Annotated in this window: 15 protein-coding genes; 9 read left to right on the top strand and 6 right to left on the bottom strand. The window is 71.8% G+C overall.

Features of this window, described 5'->3' with window-relative positions; translation table 11 throughout:
* Positions 1–11 precede the first annotated feature (11 nt).
* A complete protein-coding gene (locus ACFVUH_RS20555) occupies positions 12–566 on the bottom strand; it encodes a hypothetical protein (RefSeq protein WP_387914774.1) in 555 nt (184 codons plus the stop codon).
* A 505-nt stretch (positions 567–1,071) separates the two neighbouring features.
* Here ACFVUH_RS20555 and ACFVUH_RS20560 point away from each other — a divergent pair.
* Positions 1,072–2,163: an SUKH-4 family immunity protein gene (locus ACFVUH_RS20560; RefSeq protein ID WP_387914775.1), complete on the top strand. Its 1,092-nt coding sequence runs from the start codon at positions 1,072–1,074 to the stop codon at positions 2,161–2,163.
* A gap of 195 nt (positions 2,164–2,358) precedes the next feature.
* Here the strand turns inward: ACFVUH_RS20560 and ACFVUH_RS20565 are convergent, their stop codons facing one another.
* The gene (locus ACFVUH_RS20565; RefSeq protein WP_387914776.1) at positions 2,359–2,529 is read right to left on the bottom strand and encodes a hypothetical protein; all 171 of its coding nucleotides are present in this window, start codon (positions 2,527–2,529) and stop codon (positions 2,359–2,361) included.
* Between the two features lie 509 nt (positions 2,530–3,038).
* On the opposite strand from ACFVUH_RS20565, the gene ACFVUH_RS20570 reads away from it, so the two are divergent.
* On the top strand, positions 3,039–4,955 hold the full coding sequence (locus tag ACFVUH_RS20570; RefSeq protein WP_387914777.1) for an FG-GAP-like repeat-containing protein: 1,917 nt from the start codon (positions 3,039–3,041) through the stop codon (positions 4,953–4,955).
* Positions 4,956–5,297: 342 nt separating this feature from the next.
* On the opposite strand, the gene ACFVUH_RS20575 is transcribed toward ACFVUH_RS20570, so the two are convergent.
* Positions 5,298–5,657, bottom strand: a complete 360-nt coding sequence (locus ACFVUH_RS20575; protein ID WP_387914778.1) for a DoxX family protein — start codon at positions 5,655–5,657, stop codon at positions 5,298–5,300.
* Between the two features lie 58 nt (positions 5,658–5,715).
* The gene (locus ACFVUH_RS20580; protein ID WP_387914779.1) at positions 5,716–6,210 is read right to left on the bottom strand and encodes a cupin domain-containing protein; all 495 of its coding nucleotides are present in this window, start codon (positions 6,208–6,210) and stop codon (positions 5,716–5,718) included.
* Between the two features lie 378 nt (positions 6,211–6,588).
* Here ACFVUH_RS20580 and ACFVUH_RS20585 point away from each other — a divergent pair, with 378 nt between their 5' ends.
* The 3 genes from ACFVUH_RS20585 to ACFVUH_RS20595 all read left to right on the top strand — a co-directional run bounded on the left by ACFVUH_RS20585 (position 6,589) and on the right by ACFVUH_RS20595 (position 11,150).
* Entirely contained in the window at positions 6,589–7,041 is a 453-nt protein-coding gene (locus ACFVUH_RS20585; protein ID WP_387914780.1) for a GyrI-like domain-containing protein, read from the top strand.
* A gap of 236 nt (positions 7,042–7,277) precedes the next feature.
* On the top strand, positions 7,278–9,326 hold the full coding sequence (locus ACFVUH_RS20590; RefSeq protein ID WP_387914781.1) for a hypothetical protein: 2,049 nt from the start codon (positions 7,278–7,280) through the stop codon (positions 9,324–9,326).
* 12 nt (positions 9,327–9,338) lie between these two features.
* The gene (locus tag ACFVUH_RS20595; protein WP_387914782.1) at positions 9,339–11,150 is read left to right on the top strand and encodes a hypothetical protein; all 1,812 of its coding nucleotides are present in this window, start codon (positions 9,339–9,341) and stop codon (positions 11,148–11,150) included.
* 32 nt (positions 11,151–11,182) lie between these two features.
* On the opposite strand, the gene ACFVUH_RS20600 is transcribed toward ACFVUH_RS20595, so the two are convergent.
* Entirely contained in the window at positions 11,183–11,695 is a 513-nt protein-coding gene (locus ACFVUH_RS20600) for a helix-turn-helix domain-containing protein (RefSeq protein WP_387914783.1), read from the bottom strand.
* A gap of 90 nt (positions 11,696–11,785) precedes the next feature.
* On the opposite strand from ACFVUH_RS20600, the gene ACFVUH_RS20605 reads away from it, so the two are divergent.
* The 4 genes from ACFVUH_RS20605 to ACFVUH_RS20620 all read left to right on the top strand — a co-directional run bounded on the left by ACFVUH_RS20605 (position 11,786) and on the right by ACFVUH_RS20620 (position 14,897).
* Positions 11,786–12,796, top strand: coding sequence for a S41 family peptidase (locus ACFVUH_RS20605; RefSeq protein ID WP_387914784.1), 1,011 nt, complete (start codon positions 11,786–11,788; stop codon positions 12,794–12,796).
* Between the two features lie 442 nt (positions 12,797–13,238).
* Positions 13,239–13,622, top strand: coding sequence for a hypothetical protein (locus tag ACFVUH_RS20610; RefSeq protein WP_387914785.1), 384 nt, complete (start codon positions 13,239–13,241; stop codon positions 13,620–13,622).
* Positions 13,623–13,896: 274 nt separating this feature from the next.
* On the top strand, positions 13,897–14,391 hold the full coding sequence (locus tag ACFVUH_RS20615; protein WP_387914878.1) for a DUF2867 domain-containing protein: 495 nt from the start codon (positions 13,897–13,899) through the stop codon (positions 14,389–14,391).
* A gap of 14 nt (positions 14,392–14,405) precedes the next feature.
* Positions 14,406–14,897, top strand: a complete 492-nt coding sequence (locus tag ACFVUH_RS20620) for an NTP pyrophosphohydrolase (protein WP_387914786.1) — start codon at positions 14,406–14,408, stop codon at positions 14,895–14,897.
* Positions 14,898–14,915: 18 nt separating this feature from the next.
* Here the strand turns inward: ACFVUH_RS20620 and ACFVUH_RS20625 are convergent, their stop codons facing one another.
* A complete protein-coding gene (locus ACFVUH_RS20625) occupies positions 14,916–15,794 on the bottom strand; it encodes a hypothetical protein (protein WP_387914787.1) in 879 nt (292 codons plus the stop codon).
* Positions 15,795–15,983 lie beyond the last annotated feature (189 nt).

Below are 15,983 nucleotides of genomic sequence, written 5' to 3' on the forward strand. Positions count from 1 at the left end.
CAGCGCCCCGATCATCGGTTACGCCTGAGTAGAACGCGGCGGACCTCGGCCGCCTCCGTGACGGACTCCTCGCTCTGGTCGACCACCCACGCGCCGTCCTCCTCGACCAGGCGCAGCGCGCGGTGGTCGAGGTCCTCGGGCGTGCTGCGGGGGAAGGTGACGAACGCTCCGTAGCCGGCGGGGTGGGTGCCGGGGCCTGCGGGCACTCTGATGATGTCGTTGGCGCCGGCCGTGACGGGACCGGCCGGTGTCGAGCCGTCGGCGTAGGTGGGCGGCTTCACCGGGGTGGCGGTGGGCGGCGGGGTGGTGCGGGTGGTGACGCAGTCGGCGACGGTGCCCCCGCGCAGGAGGGCCGAGCTGAGGGTGCAGGCGGCCTGCCAGTCACCGTGGTTGGCCGCGTCCTGGTAGTTCTGGGCGACGGCGGCCAGCGCGGCCTGGGTGGCGGTGGGGATCGGGGCCGGCATGGGGATGGGCGCGAGGTTCTTCTCGGTGCCGGTCGAGGCGCAGCCGGCTGCGGCGAGCAAGGCGGCGGCGAGGGCAAGGGCCCGGGCGGTGTGTTTCGTCATCAGGTGGTCGCCTTATGCGTCTGGGCGCCGCCCTCGCCGGCGGCGCGCTGGTCTTCGCCGAACTCCTCCTCGGTGTCCGGCACGGTCTTGGGCAAGGTGTCGGGGTACTGCGGCAGTTCGAACGGTGGGACGTCGAACTACACGGTATCGCTGCCGAATTGGTGGTCGCGGCCGATCGACCGCCACCCTTCGGCGGTCGGTCTTCGCCCGATGAGCCGGCGCACCGCGTGGAGGCTCCGCACCGGACGGCCCCGATCACCTGACCGACAGCCCATGACGATCGGCCGACCTGGCGCGTCGCGGGAGAACACCACCCGACCGGACTGTCGGTGGCACGGGCTACTGTCGCGGGACGAGGCACGACGACACGGGGGGCACACCGGTGGGAATCGACGGGAGCGGGGAGCCCGGTGGCTCCTGGACGTGGCCGGCGGGGCTCACCGACGGGCCGAGCCGGACGTTGCTCGCAGCCGGCGAGCTGTCGTGGTGCTACGCCTATTTGGACTTGCGAGCCACGTCGGCCGGGCCTCCGGAACCGGCTCTCGGCCGGGACTGGGCCGGGGCTGAGGGCGGCGAGGCGCTCTTCGTCCTGGGCGAAGCCCGGTACTCGGCGGCCGGCGAGGACATCGCCGTCCTGCTCGACGGTGCGAGCGGTGCGGTGTACCTGGCCTGCCCCGACGGGAGCGGTGCGCTCCGGCGGGACCTGCTGGCCAGCAGTCCGCGCGCCCTGATCGACCTGGCCATTGTGGTGGAGGCCGTCACGCTGGCCGCCACGGGCGCCTACGAACGGGACGAGGGCGAGAGCGTGGCGCCGTACGGGCCCGCGACCGTCGACACCGCCGTCCGGCTCGGACTGCAGGAACTCGGCGAGGCCGACCCGGACCTCTGGCAGCGCACCGACGGGCGGCCCGCCCACTGGGAGACCGCCCTGCGGATCCGTGCGCTCGCGTGGGGCGCCGAGCCGCGGACAGCGGACGGGGCGCCGTACCTCGTCGGACCGGACCTGGTCGAGGACCTCGCGGAGCTCGCCGGCGCAGGAACCGTCCGCCGCTTCCTCCCCGACGAACTTCCCGACCGGCTTGTCCACGCCCCGACCCGGCAGCTGCTCACCGAGATCGGCCTGCCGGTCTGCGCCCGCGGAGCCCTGACGGTGGCCGCCGAAGGGCCGCTGGTCACCATGGCGCAGTCCTTCCCCGACGTCTACGCGGACGACGGGGAGGAGTCGACCGCCCGCCCGCACCAGGGCGAGTACCTCGCGCTCGGCGGCTGGACGTACGACCTCGAAGCCGCCCTCGACGGCGCCACCGGGCGGATCGAGCTGCCGGACTGGCACGACGAGGACCAGCCCGCCCCCTACCTGCACCGGGACCTGGCCACGCTGCTCCACGTCCTGTGGACCTTCGAGCGGCTGCGCCTCGAACGCCGCCGCTCGACCGGCCTCGGGGCGTCGCCGTGGGCCGTCTTCCGGCCCCGTGACCTCCTCGACGGTGTCGCGCAGTCCGTCCTGCGGGCCCTCGACCCTCAGGCATGGGCCACCGAGGACCAGTTCTGGCCGACGCGCGCGGACGACTGCCACATGGGAGAGCTGATCGAATAGCGGCCACGGCCGTCCGGCACGGAGCACGCTGGACGGCCCCACACCCTCGCGGCACGAGGCAGTACCCCGTGGATCAGACGGTCGCCGGGAGGGGCCGGAGACCGGGGCACCTGCGCGGCCGACGTCAGCCGACGGCTCTCACACCAGGGCTGACAGCAACAGCAAGGGCAACATCAATGGGCGTCTACGTGGCGGTCAGAGGGTGGCTGGAGTGCGATCCTCCATCTGCTTCCCCGTCAGGTCCCGGCGCAGCAGTGCCGCCTGGCGTCGGGCCACCGGGTGCCACAGAAGGCGCCACACCATGGAGGCGGGCAGGCCGTCCTGGGCTGCCAGCGCGCCGAGTTCCAGGTCCAGGTCCAGGTCCATGGAGCGAAGAGTAGACCGGTGATGGTCCGCACGTAGCCGACCTGGCTGCCCGGGCAGAGTCCGGTGAACCGGGCCGTGGTGTTGTACCCACGGGATGCGGGTCTGCCGGTGTGCTGCTGTGCCGGTTCGGCGCTCGGGTCTGAGGCCACGTCAGACCCATTCCGCTCCCGCCTCCTCCGGGGCCGGCGGAATCGAGAGACTTGCGGAAGTCGAATCCAATCATTTCGTCCGGGCCGCGGGCCCCCGCTAGCCTTTCTGCCATCTGCGCACCCTCATCGTGCGTCCGGCCTGTAGTCGCGCCCTCGCCAAGCGGGCGCCGCAGAATTCGGGTTCAGCCGGCGAGCGTTCCCGGCCGAACCCCGGTGCGTTCTCCAGCGCGAATGACATCTCCATGACCAGGGGGGTAAATGAAACACGTTCGAATACGCCATCGGATCATCATCCCGGCATTCGCGGTAATGACCGTCACGGGGTCCGCCGTACTGGTACCGCCGGGAGAGGCGGTGGCCGTGTCCGGGCCCACCGATCATGTCGTCTTCTGGAACAAGGTCCTGCTCGACGCGTACCGGCAGACTCGCAATACCGGTCCCGGGCCTCTGGCGCACGCGGGAGCCGTGATGCACACGGCGATCTGGGACGCGGTGGACTCCGTCACGCCCGCCGCCGATCGCCGGTTCCGTCCGTACCTGACCGTGGTGCCGGCTCCGGGTACCGCCTCGGTCGAGGCCGCGATCGACCAGGCCGCGCACGACACCCTGACCGGGCTCTTCCCCGGCTTCAACCCCGGCCACGACTTCGCCGCCGACTTCGACCAGGCCCTCGCCACGGCACGCGCCACCATCCCGGCCTCCGTCACCGTCACGGCCCGCAACCAGGGAGCCGCTGTCGGAAGCGAGGTGGCCCGGGTCGCGGTCGGGAACCGGCCCAGCACCACACCCGCCTGGGACCCGTCCTACACCCTGGACAACGTGCCCGGCGCCTGGCGGCCCACGGACTCGGGGCAGTCGGCCCCGGTCAACCCCAACTGGGGCCGGCTCGCTCCGTTCGCCATGACCTCCGGCGCGCAGTTCCGTCCCCAGCCTCCCGCGCAGGCCACCTCCTACGCGGCGCTGCTGGCCGACCCCGCCTACGCCTCGCAGGTCAACGAGGTCAGGTCCCTGGGCTCGGCCACTTCCACCACCCGCACCGCCGATCAGACCAAACAGGCGTTCTTCTGGGCCAACGACGTCGACGGCACCTACAAGCCGCCCGGCCAGCTGTTCGACATCACCCAGACGGTCGCCCAGCAGAAGGGGCTGACCCAGACGGAGAACGCCAGGCTGTTCGCGCTGGTCGCAGTGGCGCTGGCCGACGCCTCGATCGTCGCCTGGGACGCCAAGTACGCGAGCAACATCGACCTGTGGCGCCCACAGAGCGCGATCCGGCTCGCGGACCCCAGCACCAGCCCGGCCATCACCCCGGACCCGGCCTGGCAGCCCCTGTCCGTCAACCGGGCGGGCCAGCGCTTCAGCCCGCCCTTCCCCGCCTACATCTCCGGACACGCCACCTTCGGCGCGGCCTGGGCCGGGGTGATGCGCGGCATCTTCGGTGACCAGGTCACCTTCACCGCCACCACCGACGACCCTCAAGCGGTGGGGGCCACCCGCACCTTCACCACCTTCACCGCCGCAGCCCTGGAGGACGCCCTGAGCCGTATCTACCTCGGCGTGCACTACCGCTGGGACGCCGACGCCGGAGTGGCGGCGGGCAACTCCCTGGGCGCCTACGTCCGCGGCAACGTTCTCACCCCGGCACCCGCCTACGTTCCCGGCACCGGATGGACCTTCGCGGGAATCGCCGACTACGACGGCGACGGATACGCCGACACCATCGCCCGGGACGACGCGAGCGGCAGCCTCTACCTCTTCCCCGGGGCCGGAGACGGATACAGCAGCCGGGCGCGCGTCGAGATCGGAACCGGCTGGAACAACGTCACGTTCGCCGGTGTCGCGGACTACACCGGCGACGGAAAACCCGATGTCATCTCCCGCAACAACGGCAACGGCAACCTCTACGTCCACCCCGGGACCGGTGGGACGGGCCGCTTGGCCGCAGGCGTCGAGATCGGCTTCGGCTGGCAGGACTTCACCTTCGCGGGAGTCGCCGACTACACCGGCGACGGAAAACCCGATGTCGTCACCCGCAACAACGGCAACGGCAACCTCTACGTCTACCCCGGGACCGGCGGCACCGGCCAGGTCAACCCCGCCGCACAAATCGGCGCCGGCTGGCAGGACTTCACCTTCGCAGGTGTCGCCGACTACACCGGCGACGGAAAACCCGATGTCGTCACCCGCAACAACGGCAACGGCAACCTCTACGTCTACCCCGGAGCCGGCGGCACCGGCCAGGTCAACCCCGCCCGCGAGATAGGCAACGGCTGGTGACCTACTGAGCCGGCCCGGCGTCGGGAACGGACGGTCCGACCGAGTCGCTCAGCGGCGTCAGGTGCCGGGCCGGGCCGGGACGAGCCGGGCGCCGGGCCGGTCCGTCGGACGTCCCGGCAGCCCGCTTCGCTTCCTGCAGAGCGGGCTGCCGGCCCACGGGCGGTCGGACGGACTACCTGACGTGAGCCTGGTCGGTCTCCGGCACTTTCGCGACCCGCCTGTCTCCGGGACCATCCAACGGCCGCGAAGCCGGCGCCGGACGGCGCGGCGGTCTTGCCGGCGGCGTCGTCCGTGATCGCCGTGTCGGGCCGCCGTGTGCCGTGGTTCACGGGCTGTGCTCGGTCACGGCCGGGTGGCCAGCCAGAGGGCCACGGCCGCGGTCACGACCAGTCCGGCGTTCAGTGCGATCCGACGGTCCTCGCCCCTCAGGTGGACGGCGATCGCGCCGGTCTGCAGGAGTACGAAGCCGATCGCCGCGGCCGGCGCCAGCGAGGGAGCGACACCGGTCAGCGGCGGCAGGACCAGGCCGCTCGCGCCGAGTATCTCGACCGCCCCGAGCGCCCTGAGAACCGGCAGGGGTGTGCGGTCGACCCAGGCCATCATCGGCCGGAGCTGGTCACGGCTGCGGATCGCCTTCAGCATGCCCGCGTAGAGGTAGAAGAGTGCGAGCGGTGCCGCGACGATCCAGTAGGCGGTGTTCATCGGTCTTCCGTTCATGGGCCACCGGTTCACGGGGGGTCGGTCTCCGGCGGGCTCGGTTTCAGGCGGGGTCGGTGGCGGGCTCGGTCGCGTAGCGGCTCATCGTGTCGGCGTTGGTCCGCGGCGTCAGCGGCCGGCCGTCGGCGAGCGCTTCCCGGAGGTCGCGGAAGTACTGCACGTACAGGTCGGGGGTGAAGGTGCTGAGCATGACGGCGGGCTCGTCGGCCGGGTTGGCGAAGGTGTGCGGAGTGCCGGGCGGAACCATCACGAGGGTGCCCGCGGTGGCGTCGTGGTCCTCGTCCCCGACGGTGAACCGCACGGTGCCGGAGAGGACGTAGAAGCCCTCGTCGTGCAGCCCGTGGCGGTGCTGCGGCGGCCCCTGGGTGTGCGGGGCGAGGACGGACTCGGCGATCGCGAGGCGGTGCCCGGTGTGGCTGCCGTCCTCCAGGACGCGCATGCGCGTGCTGCCCAGCACGATCTTCTCGCCCTCGCCGGGCCCCACCACCCATACGGCGGGGTCGGCCTGCGGCGCGGTGGTCTTCGCTTCTTCGGTCATGCTCACCAGTGCACCGCCCGGGGCCTGCCGGCGTCCAAGACCCGTTCCGCTGCGCCGATACCCTGCCGGTATCGGCGCAGCGTGGAGCTGCGGCCCCTGCGCCACCACTGTGTACCTCCGCCACACCGCCTCGTCCGGTCCGGCCGGTGCACCACACAGGTGCCCGGCCCGCGACAGCTACCGGATCTGCCGATGACCGCCCGGCTGTGAAGAGCGTTGAGGGCCGGACCACCGCCCCCGGTCGTACGGACTGCGCCGCTCCTATCGCTCCGGTCCCCCCGCCGACTCAAGCACCGGGCCCGTATTTTTAAAAGCCCGTCAAATACATTTTTATACCTTGCTATCGTGGCCCCACGTCATCCGAAGGAAAGCAAGGAAATGTTCACCCTGGAAGAAATAGCGGAATCCCGCATCGTCTATCTGAGGCGCACCGGCGCCTACGGCGCGGCGAACAACAACCACATGAAGAAGCTCAAATCCTGGGCCGCCACGCACAACCTCCTGCGACCCGACACCGCCGTCCTGGGCATCGCCCACGACGACCCGGCAACGACCCCGCCCCACGCCTGCCGCTACGACACCTGCCTCCTCGTCCCCGACGACACCGACGTCCAGGACCCCGGGATCCGGGAGACCCGCCTCACCGGTGGACCGCACGCCGTCCTCACCGTCCCCCACACCGCCCAGGGCCTCCAGCAGGCCTGGACCGGCCTGTTCCGCAACCTCACCGCCCACGGCCACGCCCTCGACACCATCCGCCCCATCCTCGAGCGCTACCGCCCCGACCTCCTCACCCAGCACCTCTGCGAGATCTGCGTCCCCATCCGCTGACACCAAGGTGCCGTGGTGACCGCGGCGCGCCCCGCTACGGGCGTTCCGGCGTTCGTGGCCGCCGGCCGCTCCATTGAGGTGGTTTGCCTGCGCATCCGTCTCCCGACGGCGGCGCCACGGGAACAGAGACCTGCATCCGGATCAGCATCACGTCCAGGTTCCGGCCGGTCCCCGGGCCGGCCGTGGCCCGCCCCGGCGGGCCGCTCCGCTTCCCCACATCACGCAAGGTGTCATCCATGACCGAGCCGCAAGGCCCCACCATGGCCGGTGGGACCCAAGCCATCACCTCCCAGGGCTACTACGTCACGTTCTTCCCCGACGCCAACAACTTCGACCTGATCAAGGAGGGGAAGAGCCCGCACTACTACTACTTGCCGACGCAGCTGCGCATCGCCCGCCGGGACGGCGAGAAGGGCGACTTCAAATTCAGCCTGCTGCGCTTCATCGGCGGCATCACGAACCCCGTGCGAGAAGGGTCCGGCAACGGCGGGGAGAGCGGGGCGGGGCCCAAGGCCACGGGCGAGACGGTCGGCGGTCTGCTCAGCCTCACCACCACCGGCACGATTCCGGCGGCGGCGATGCAGGAGGCTCAGCAGCAGATCGTCAAGAACAACGCCAACAGCTCCAACGGGCTGTGGAACCACAAGAACCTGAAGCCCGAGTTCTCCCCCGTGGTTCTGATGTCCAACAACACCACACTGTCCAACATCACGCTCACTCACGAAGGCTTCCGCTACTTCGTACAGGACAAGGACGGCGGGGTGCCGGAACTGGTCACCCAGGGTGATCTCGCCGACCAGGACGAGAAGCTGCTCCTGCACGGGTCCCCCGAGAAGGACGGGGACATCGGCAACTGGTACTGGGTGCTGCAGGGCGCCGGCGAGGCGGGGATCGACCCGGAGGCCGAACACGCGTTCACCGCCCTGGTCGGCAACTACCCGTCGCAGATCCTCTACGCGGGCTTCCAGGGCACCACGACCAGCCCGGTCTTCGCGTCCTCCGTGATGCAGATGCAGATGTGGACGCCCAAGGTCGAACTGACGATCACCGGCGCCTGGGATTCGATCCGCAAGCACTTCTCCGCCCACGCGAACGCCCACGGCTGGTTCTTCAGCGCCGACGTCAAGGCGCGCTTCGACGAACTCCGCAAGAGCGGGGACATCAAGGTCGTCATCAAGGTGCCCGGCAACTTCCCGGGCGCCGACAAGGTCGCCCAGCAGCTGACCGAGCGGTCCGACCTGCTGGTCGACAAGTTCATGGAGCTCGCCAACCACGTCATCTTCGAGCCCGTGGCCCCGAAGGAAACGGCAGCGGAGGCGTCGTCCTCCAGCTCGGGGGCCAGTCCGTGGGGCTTCGCCGTCGCCCTCAAGGCGAGCTGGGACGAGACCCATCTGGACCTGAGCTACCACGAGGAGACCCAGTTCAGCCACCTGCAGACCCACGTGGTCTCCAGTTCACTGGACGGCATGCTCCAGGAGATGGCGGCCGGCGGGGCGGAGGCGGAGAAGAAGTACTTCCCGCTGATCTACCTGGACGACTACCCCCAGAGGCTGGTCCGGAACTGCATCCCCATCGTCAAATGGCAGACCGGGATCTTCAACAGCCTCTCCGTCCAGCTCGGGTACCCCGAGAAGAACGGGCAGCTCCTCTGGGAGGGCCACGTCTTCACCCGGCCGGCCGCCGGGGACAAGCCGGAGGTCTACACGTACCGGCAGGCGCAGAAGCGGGAGACGGACGTCAACAACCCGCCGGTCGGCTGGCATCCGGACGTCACCTTCGTCAAGCGGACCGTGCACTTCGACGAGCCCGACCCGAACGACGACTACGTCGTCGCGCACCTCGAAACCGGCCTGGGGACGCTGGACATCGACCCCGGGCCCAACGGCACCCCGGTCAACGACGAGCTGGTCGAGGTCCGGGCCGAGTCCGCCAGACTGGCCTCGACCGAGATCGCGTTCAAGACCACCAAGAAGCTGTTCAACGAGGACTGGTACCTCGAATTGGTGCTCGAACCGGTGGACGACAAGGGCAACCCGACCGGAGGACCGTCCGCGACCTTCATCGGCCAGCAGGCCGACATCAACCGCAAGCGCCACTGGATCGTCTACCCGGTCGCCCCCGGCGGGAAGTTCGGCTACCGCTACAAGGTCACGGTGACGGACCTGGCCGAGGACTCGGAATGGACGTCCCCCTACCTGGTCAGCAACACCGACAAACTCAGCGTCAGAATCCCGCGAAAGAACGATCCCGGGGTCACCTTCCGGTTCAGGAACTCCCAGGCATAACGGACCGTCACCGTGAATGGCCCGACCGAGATCGCCGGCGCCCGCACCCACGAGGCCGGCGCACACAGCTACGTCCTCTACCCTGACGCGCGGAATCCGGCTCGGGCGGCCGGCCAGGCATCCGTCTTCCACTGGATGCCCGGCCGGCTCCACCTCGGCCGCACCACCACCGGCTACGACTTCCGCTTCACCCGCTACCCCCGCCGCGACATGGACGACCAGGAGGTCTGCGGCATCCTGCGGTTCACCCTGGCACCCGATCTCCCGACCGCCGACGTCGACGACGCCCTGCGGGCGTTCCTGCTCTCCTGCCCGAAGGACGACCCCTACTGGGGCTGGTCCTCCTACAGCCGCGACAACTTCGTCCCGCTGACCTTCCAGTACACCCACACCACGCTCTCCAACATCACGGCCCGCGCGGACCGGACCGCCCGCGGCCTCGCCGGGATCACCCCCTGGTACTGCGAGACCCAGGGAGCGACCAGCGGCCCGATGTCGTCGGGCGACGCACGGACCTACACCACGCTGATGGGACGCGTCCCCACCCAGTGGCTGGAGGAGGCGATCATCGACGGCACCGCGCCGCTGGCCGTCAACCGCACCCTCGGCATCGAGTTCACCGCCCCGGTGCGGCGCCTCACGGCGCAGGGCGACTGGCACACCATCCGCTCCGGCCTGCTGGCCGAGGCCGAGGCGAGCGGAACCGGCACGCACCTCACGCTCGACGCCCTCAGCCGCGCGGTCGGCCGGCTGCGCGCCGACGGCGAACTCACCATGGACTACGCGGTGGACTCCACCGTCCCCGTGAACAGCCGCTACGACGGCCGCCTGCTGGACCGCACCGGCTGCGCGGACGCGTACTTCCTGGAGCTCGCGCGGGCCGCCGTACTGGAAGGCCCCCGGGCGACGGGCACCGCGCTGGTCGGATCGGCGGACGGACCCCCGAACCCCTGGGGGCCGAGCTGGCAGGTCGCCGCCGACGGCCCGCCGGAACCGACGCTGGCGCACACGAGCGAAGGCGGCTACCGCTACCTCCGAGGTCTCACCGTCGACACCCGCTTCACCACGGAGTTCGACGAGATCCGGCGCGAGCCGTCGAAGTACTTCTTCAACGTCTACCCGGACGACGAACGGCACGACCTGACCCGGGTGATCCGCCCCGTCCACGCCCTCGACAACCCGGCCGTCAGAGGGGTCACCGTGAGCTGCCGCTACCCCGACGAAACCGGCACGTTCGTCACGCACCCCTGGAGTTCCTTCCCTCCGGCCGCCTCGCCGTGGTACTTCAGCACGCGGTGGGTGCCGTACGAGGACGTCGAGGAGATCCCGGAGCCGATGAAGGACTGGACTCCCAACACGACGTACGTCCAGCGGAACGTCGTTGTCGAGTTTCCGGCGGACGTGAACACCGAGCTCTTCGTGCTGAGCCGGAGCGACAACGCCTCTCTCCACATCGAGCCCCCCGTTGAAGGACGGCCGTTCGACGACATCGCCATCGACATCTCCCCCGCCATGGTCAACCACCTGGACGTCCACCCGATCCGGCTGCTGCCCGGTCTGCGGGCGGGCGAGCGGGCCGAAGTGCGCTTCGAAACGGTCGAGGGGACGTACGCGGCGACCTTCGCGTGGCCGGACCGGGACGACGACCGGCCACGCCGGTGGATCGTGTTCCCGGCCAACGGGGCGTCGTTCTCCAGAAGGTTCCGCTACCGGACGACCGTCCACGAGGACGGCGGCGGCACCCGCACCGGCCCCTGGCTCGAACGCCGCGGCAGCGCAGCACTGCACGTGCGCGTCCCCAACCTCACGGGTCAGTACACCTAGGAGCCGGGACCACTGGTGAGGACGGCGGAGGGTCAGTCGCGGCCGGCGCCCTGCTCGTAGAGCGCCACCAGCACGCCGTGCACCGGCTCGCCGTCCGGGGCCTCGACGGCCTCGTCCACCAGGGCCTGGAGGGTGGCGGCGAGGTGGGCGGCCTGGGTGGCGGTCAGCCGGAGGTGGCGCAGCGACAGCAGTGGCTCGCGCGGGGCCTTGGCGCACTCCTCGGCCACCGCGCCGAGCAGGGCGGTGGCCGGTCCGGCGTCCCGGCCGGCCACGGTGATGCGGCGCGCGGTGCGCCGGTAGAGGTGCTCGCTGCCGCCGCGCACCTTGCGGGTCTCCACGATGCGCACGACGCCGGCCTCCTGCAGCACCTTGAGGTGGTGCGCCACCGTGCTCTTGCGGCTGTCCAGCGCCGCCGCGAGCTCGGCGGCCGTGGCGGGCTGCCCGCCGAGGGCCAGCAGCAGCCGTTGGCGCAGCGGGTGGGAGAGCGCCTTGAACTGCCGTGGGCTCTCGATGGCGAGGTCCTGCTCCGGGGTCTGTTGCTCCATGTGTAAAGCGTCCAATTTTCTTGACGCTTTCGCAAGTCGCGTGCTCTACTCCCCCAGACCCGATCGATCACCACCAGCAGGGGACGGCACATGGCACAGCTTCAGCGGCTTCAGTCGGCCGAGATCACCGAGATCGTCACCGAGGTCGGCCGGCTGACGACCGGGCTCTACGTCTTCCCCGAGGTCGCCGAACAGATCGCCGGACGCCTCGGCGAGGCGCTGTCCCGGGGCCGCTACCACGGGGCCGAGGACCCCGAGGCGCTCGGCCGGCTGGTCACCGAGGACCTCCAGTCGGTCAACGGCGACGGCCATCTGCGGCTGAAGTTCCACCCCCGGGCGATCCCGGCGGAGCAGGAGGACGGCGCCCTGCTCGCCGAGTTGACGCGGGCCGCCGACCTCTCGCTCGGCGGCGTCCCCCGGATCGAGCGTCTGGAGGGCGGTGTCGCCCTGCTGAAGCTCGCGCCGATCCTCTTCCCGCTCGACATGATGGGCGAGTCGCTGAACGCCGCGCTCAACCTGGTCGCCCCGGCCGAGGCCCTGATCCTGGACCTGCGCGAGTGCGTCGGCGGCCACCCGTACACGACCGCCCACATCTGCGGTCACTTCTTCGACGAGCCGACGCACCTCAGCACCCTCTACGACCGCGAGGAGGGCGCCGAGCAGCAGTTCTGGAGCCCGGCACTGGTGTCCGGCCCGCGCTTCGGCGGCAGCAAGCCGATCTACGTACTGATCAGCAAGGCCACCTTCTCGGGTGGCGAGGCGCTCGCGTACGACCTCCAGCAGCGCGGCCGGGCCGTGGTGATCGGCGAGGCGTCCGGCGGCGGCGCCAACCCGCGCCGGGGCTTCACGCTCCACCCCCACCTGGAGGCCACCATCCCGACCGCCCGCTCGATCAACCCGGTGTCGGGCGGCAACTGGGAGGGCACCGGGGTGCTGCCGGACACCGGGACGGACCCGGCGCTGGCCCCCGAGGTGGCCCACCGCGCGGCGCTGGCCGAGGTCGTCCGGCGTGGCGGTGACAGCCCGTCGGCCGAGGAGGCCCGGCGGGTGCTGGGAGGCGGGGCGGAGGACGACTCCGCGGCGGCGGGCGCCCGGCTCTGACGTCCGGCGCCGAGATTCGGACCCGTACGTGCGAGCGGGTCCCAACGCGGCGTTCGGGCAGGGGCGTTGGATCACGGGACCGGTGGCGGCAGGACGCCGGTTCCGACCGTCGGAGGATGGGGCGGATGTCGGCGGCGGGCCGTAGATTGCGGCGCGACCGAGCAGCTGCCGAACGATTCCCGGACAGGACACCGAGCCCGATGAACTCCGCGAACCCGATCCCCCCGAGCGACGCGCACGACGGCGCGCACGACGACGCACACGGCGTGGCGCTCACCGAGCGTGCCATCGCCGCCGTCGTCGCCGATCCGCACCGGCCGATCCTGGACCACGGCCCGTGGGCCGGCCCCTGGCTGACCGGTGAGCCGGAGCCGATGGCGCCGGGCCTGCTCGCCGCCGCGGTGTTCCCGAGCGGGCGGCCGCTGCCGCCGAGCCTACGCCGGTGGCTGGCCTTCGACGCCGGTCTGCTGCGCCGGTTCGGCTGGGGGACGGCTGGGGCTCCTGCTTCGACACCGTCTCGGACCGCTTCGACGAGTGCTTCCTGCTCCCCGGCGGCTCGGACTCGCGCCGGGTGCTGGCGACCGGGGTGGGCGACGAGCACGGCGAGTACCCGGTGTTCGCGCTGGACATCGACGACATCCCGTGCGTCGAGCTGATGTATCCGGGCCTGGACGTCTACCTGGCCGACACCTCCGGCGCCCTCACCGTCGAGCTCGACGGGTACTCCCGCCTGGCCGAGGACGGTGTGTACGCCCGGCGGATGCTCACGCACGCGCACCACGTGTTCCGCGGCGAGTTCGCCGAGCAGTGCCTGCCGGAGTTCTGACCCGGGCGGGGTGGCCGGGAACTGTGCTCCGGCTCACCCGGCCCCCGCGTGTACGCCACCGAATATGACCTCTAGTCTGCTCATATACGCTGGCGTACAGACGGGGCCCGCAGGTCGGCGCCCCGCGTTGGAAAGGCGGTACCGGCCGTGCGACTTCCCCTCACAGCCCACACCCGTCGGCCGTGGCGCATCCACGAGTTCGCGCCCGACTTCCGGACCGAGGACGTCTGGGCCTTCCGAACCCCCGGGGGCCGGACCGGGCGAGCTGGCCGTGATGCTCACCGCCATGCGGGCGGGCGGCGGCTTCGCCCGGCAGTCCTCGGCCAACCGCTTCCTGTTCGCGGTGCGCTGGAAGCTCGGCGCCCTGCTCGGCTGGGACCGGCCCGAGGCGGGACTCGGCAACCGGGTCCGCTCGCTGCGCGAACGGCTGCCGCGCGAGCTGTCGGAGACCGTCGACCCCACCGCGCCGAGCCGGCTGCCGTTCACCCCGGTCTACCAGCTCCAGGACGAGTACGTGGCCGAGCTGGCGAACGGGACCGTCCACACCCTGATGCACCTCGGCTGGGTACCGACCGGCAACGGCGAGCACCAGCTGCGGATGGCCGTCCTGGTCAAGCCCAACGGCCTGCTCGGGCGGTGCTATCTGATGTTCATCGCACCGTTCCGCTATCTCATCGTCTACCCGGCGCTGACCCGACAGTGGGAGCAGGCCTGGCGGGACCACCGGACGGCGGTGCAGCAGGACGGCCGGGCAGCAGGGGGTTCGTGACAGACTTGCCCGCCATGGGCGAGAGCGATGCCGCACCGGGTGTGCCGCTGCTGGTGGTGGACGGGGCCAACGTGGTGGGCTCGGTCCCGGACGGCTGGTGGCGCGACCGACGGGGCGCGGCCGAGCGGCTGCGCGACGCACTCGCACCGGTCGCCGGCCGCGGCCTGGGCGCGGCGGCGGGCGACGGCCGGCCCGAACTCCGCGATCGGCCCGGTCTCCACGACCGACCCGACCGGCCCGACCTTCCGCCGTGGGCGCGGACCAGGCCGCTGGAGGTGGTCCTGGTCGTCGAGGGCGCTGCCCGGGGCATCACGGCGACACCGGCGGTCCGGGTGGAGAGCGCGAGCGGCAGTGGCGACGATCTGATCGTCGACCTGGTCGCGACCGCGCTGGCCACCGACCCCGGGCGGGCGTGCCTGGTCGTCACGGCCGACCGCGGGCTGCGCGCCCGGGTCACCGCCCTCGGCGCCGCGGTGGTGGGACCCCTCGCCGTCCGCCGTGGCTGAGCGCCGCCCCCGCGCGGGTCAGCAGCCCGGCGGCAGCCGGCCGTAGAGCTCGGCCACCGCGCCCGCCAGGGACGGCCCGCCGGGGTCCGCCGCCCGCCGGCCGGCCACCGAGGTGGGCAGCATCACCACCGCGACGATCAGCGCCGCGACGGCGAAGGCGCCGAACCCGGCGATGCTCAACGGCAGTTGCATCCAGGTGCTGAGCCAGGTCACCAGCCACAGCTTCAGCAGGTTGCCCGCCGTGGCGACCGTCAGACCCGCCGCCGACCGCAGCCGCACACCGCGCCCCGGCAGCGACAGCCGGCTGAACTTGGGGCCGAGCAGGGCCCCCAGCGCGACCAGGGTGAGCAGTTGCCGCCAGCCGGGGCCGTTCGCCAGCGCGGCGCCGTCGAGCGCGGCGACCACCAGGCCGAGGCCGACGACGGCGAGCAGGTGCCGCGCGACGCCCCGCAGCGCCGCCCCGTCCCCGTCACGGTCGGCCAGGACGGACCAGAGGTGGCGCACCGTGACGCCCACCAGCATGACCACCACGGCGGCGACCAGCGTCGCGCCCGGACCGGTCAGCCCGGCGGACAGGCCGAGCCCGTCGGCCAGCCGCACCGCCAGCCAGAGCGCCGCCGGCTCCGCCGCCAGCAGCATCGGGACCAGCAGCAGCGCCCCGAGGCAGGACGCGCACGAGCGGCCCGCCGGCAGGCGGCGCACCAGCGCGCCCCCGGCGGCGTGCACGGCCACCAGGAGCACTGCGGCGCCGAGCACGGCGGCGCACCGGTCGGCGGGCGGGCCGCCCAGGGCGAAGCCCGCCACCACCGCGGCGGCCACGGCAAGGCCCACGGCGGTGGCCACCAGGTCGAGCAGCAGGGCGGCCGGACCGGCCGCCGGCCGGGATCCGTTCGGCATCCGTCCCCCCGGACTCGGGCGTGTACGACGACGGTTCCCCGCCCACTCGTCCGCGACCCGTCCGACCGACCGTCGATGCCGGCGGACGGAAGCTCCGGTGGGCCGCCGAACGCCCCGGGCGCCGGGGCGCACCACGACGCCCCTCGGCGCGCGTCCGACCATTCCCGCCGGGCGCGCGACGCCAGGGCG

Origin of the sequence: Kitasatospora sp. NPDC058032, from assembly GCF_042885845.1 — a bacterium.
Taxonomy (GTDB): Bacteria; Actinomycetota; Actinomycetes; order Streptomycetales; family Streptomycetaceae; genus Kitasatospora.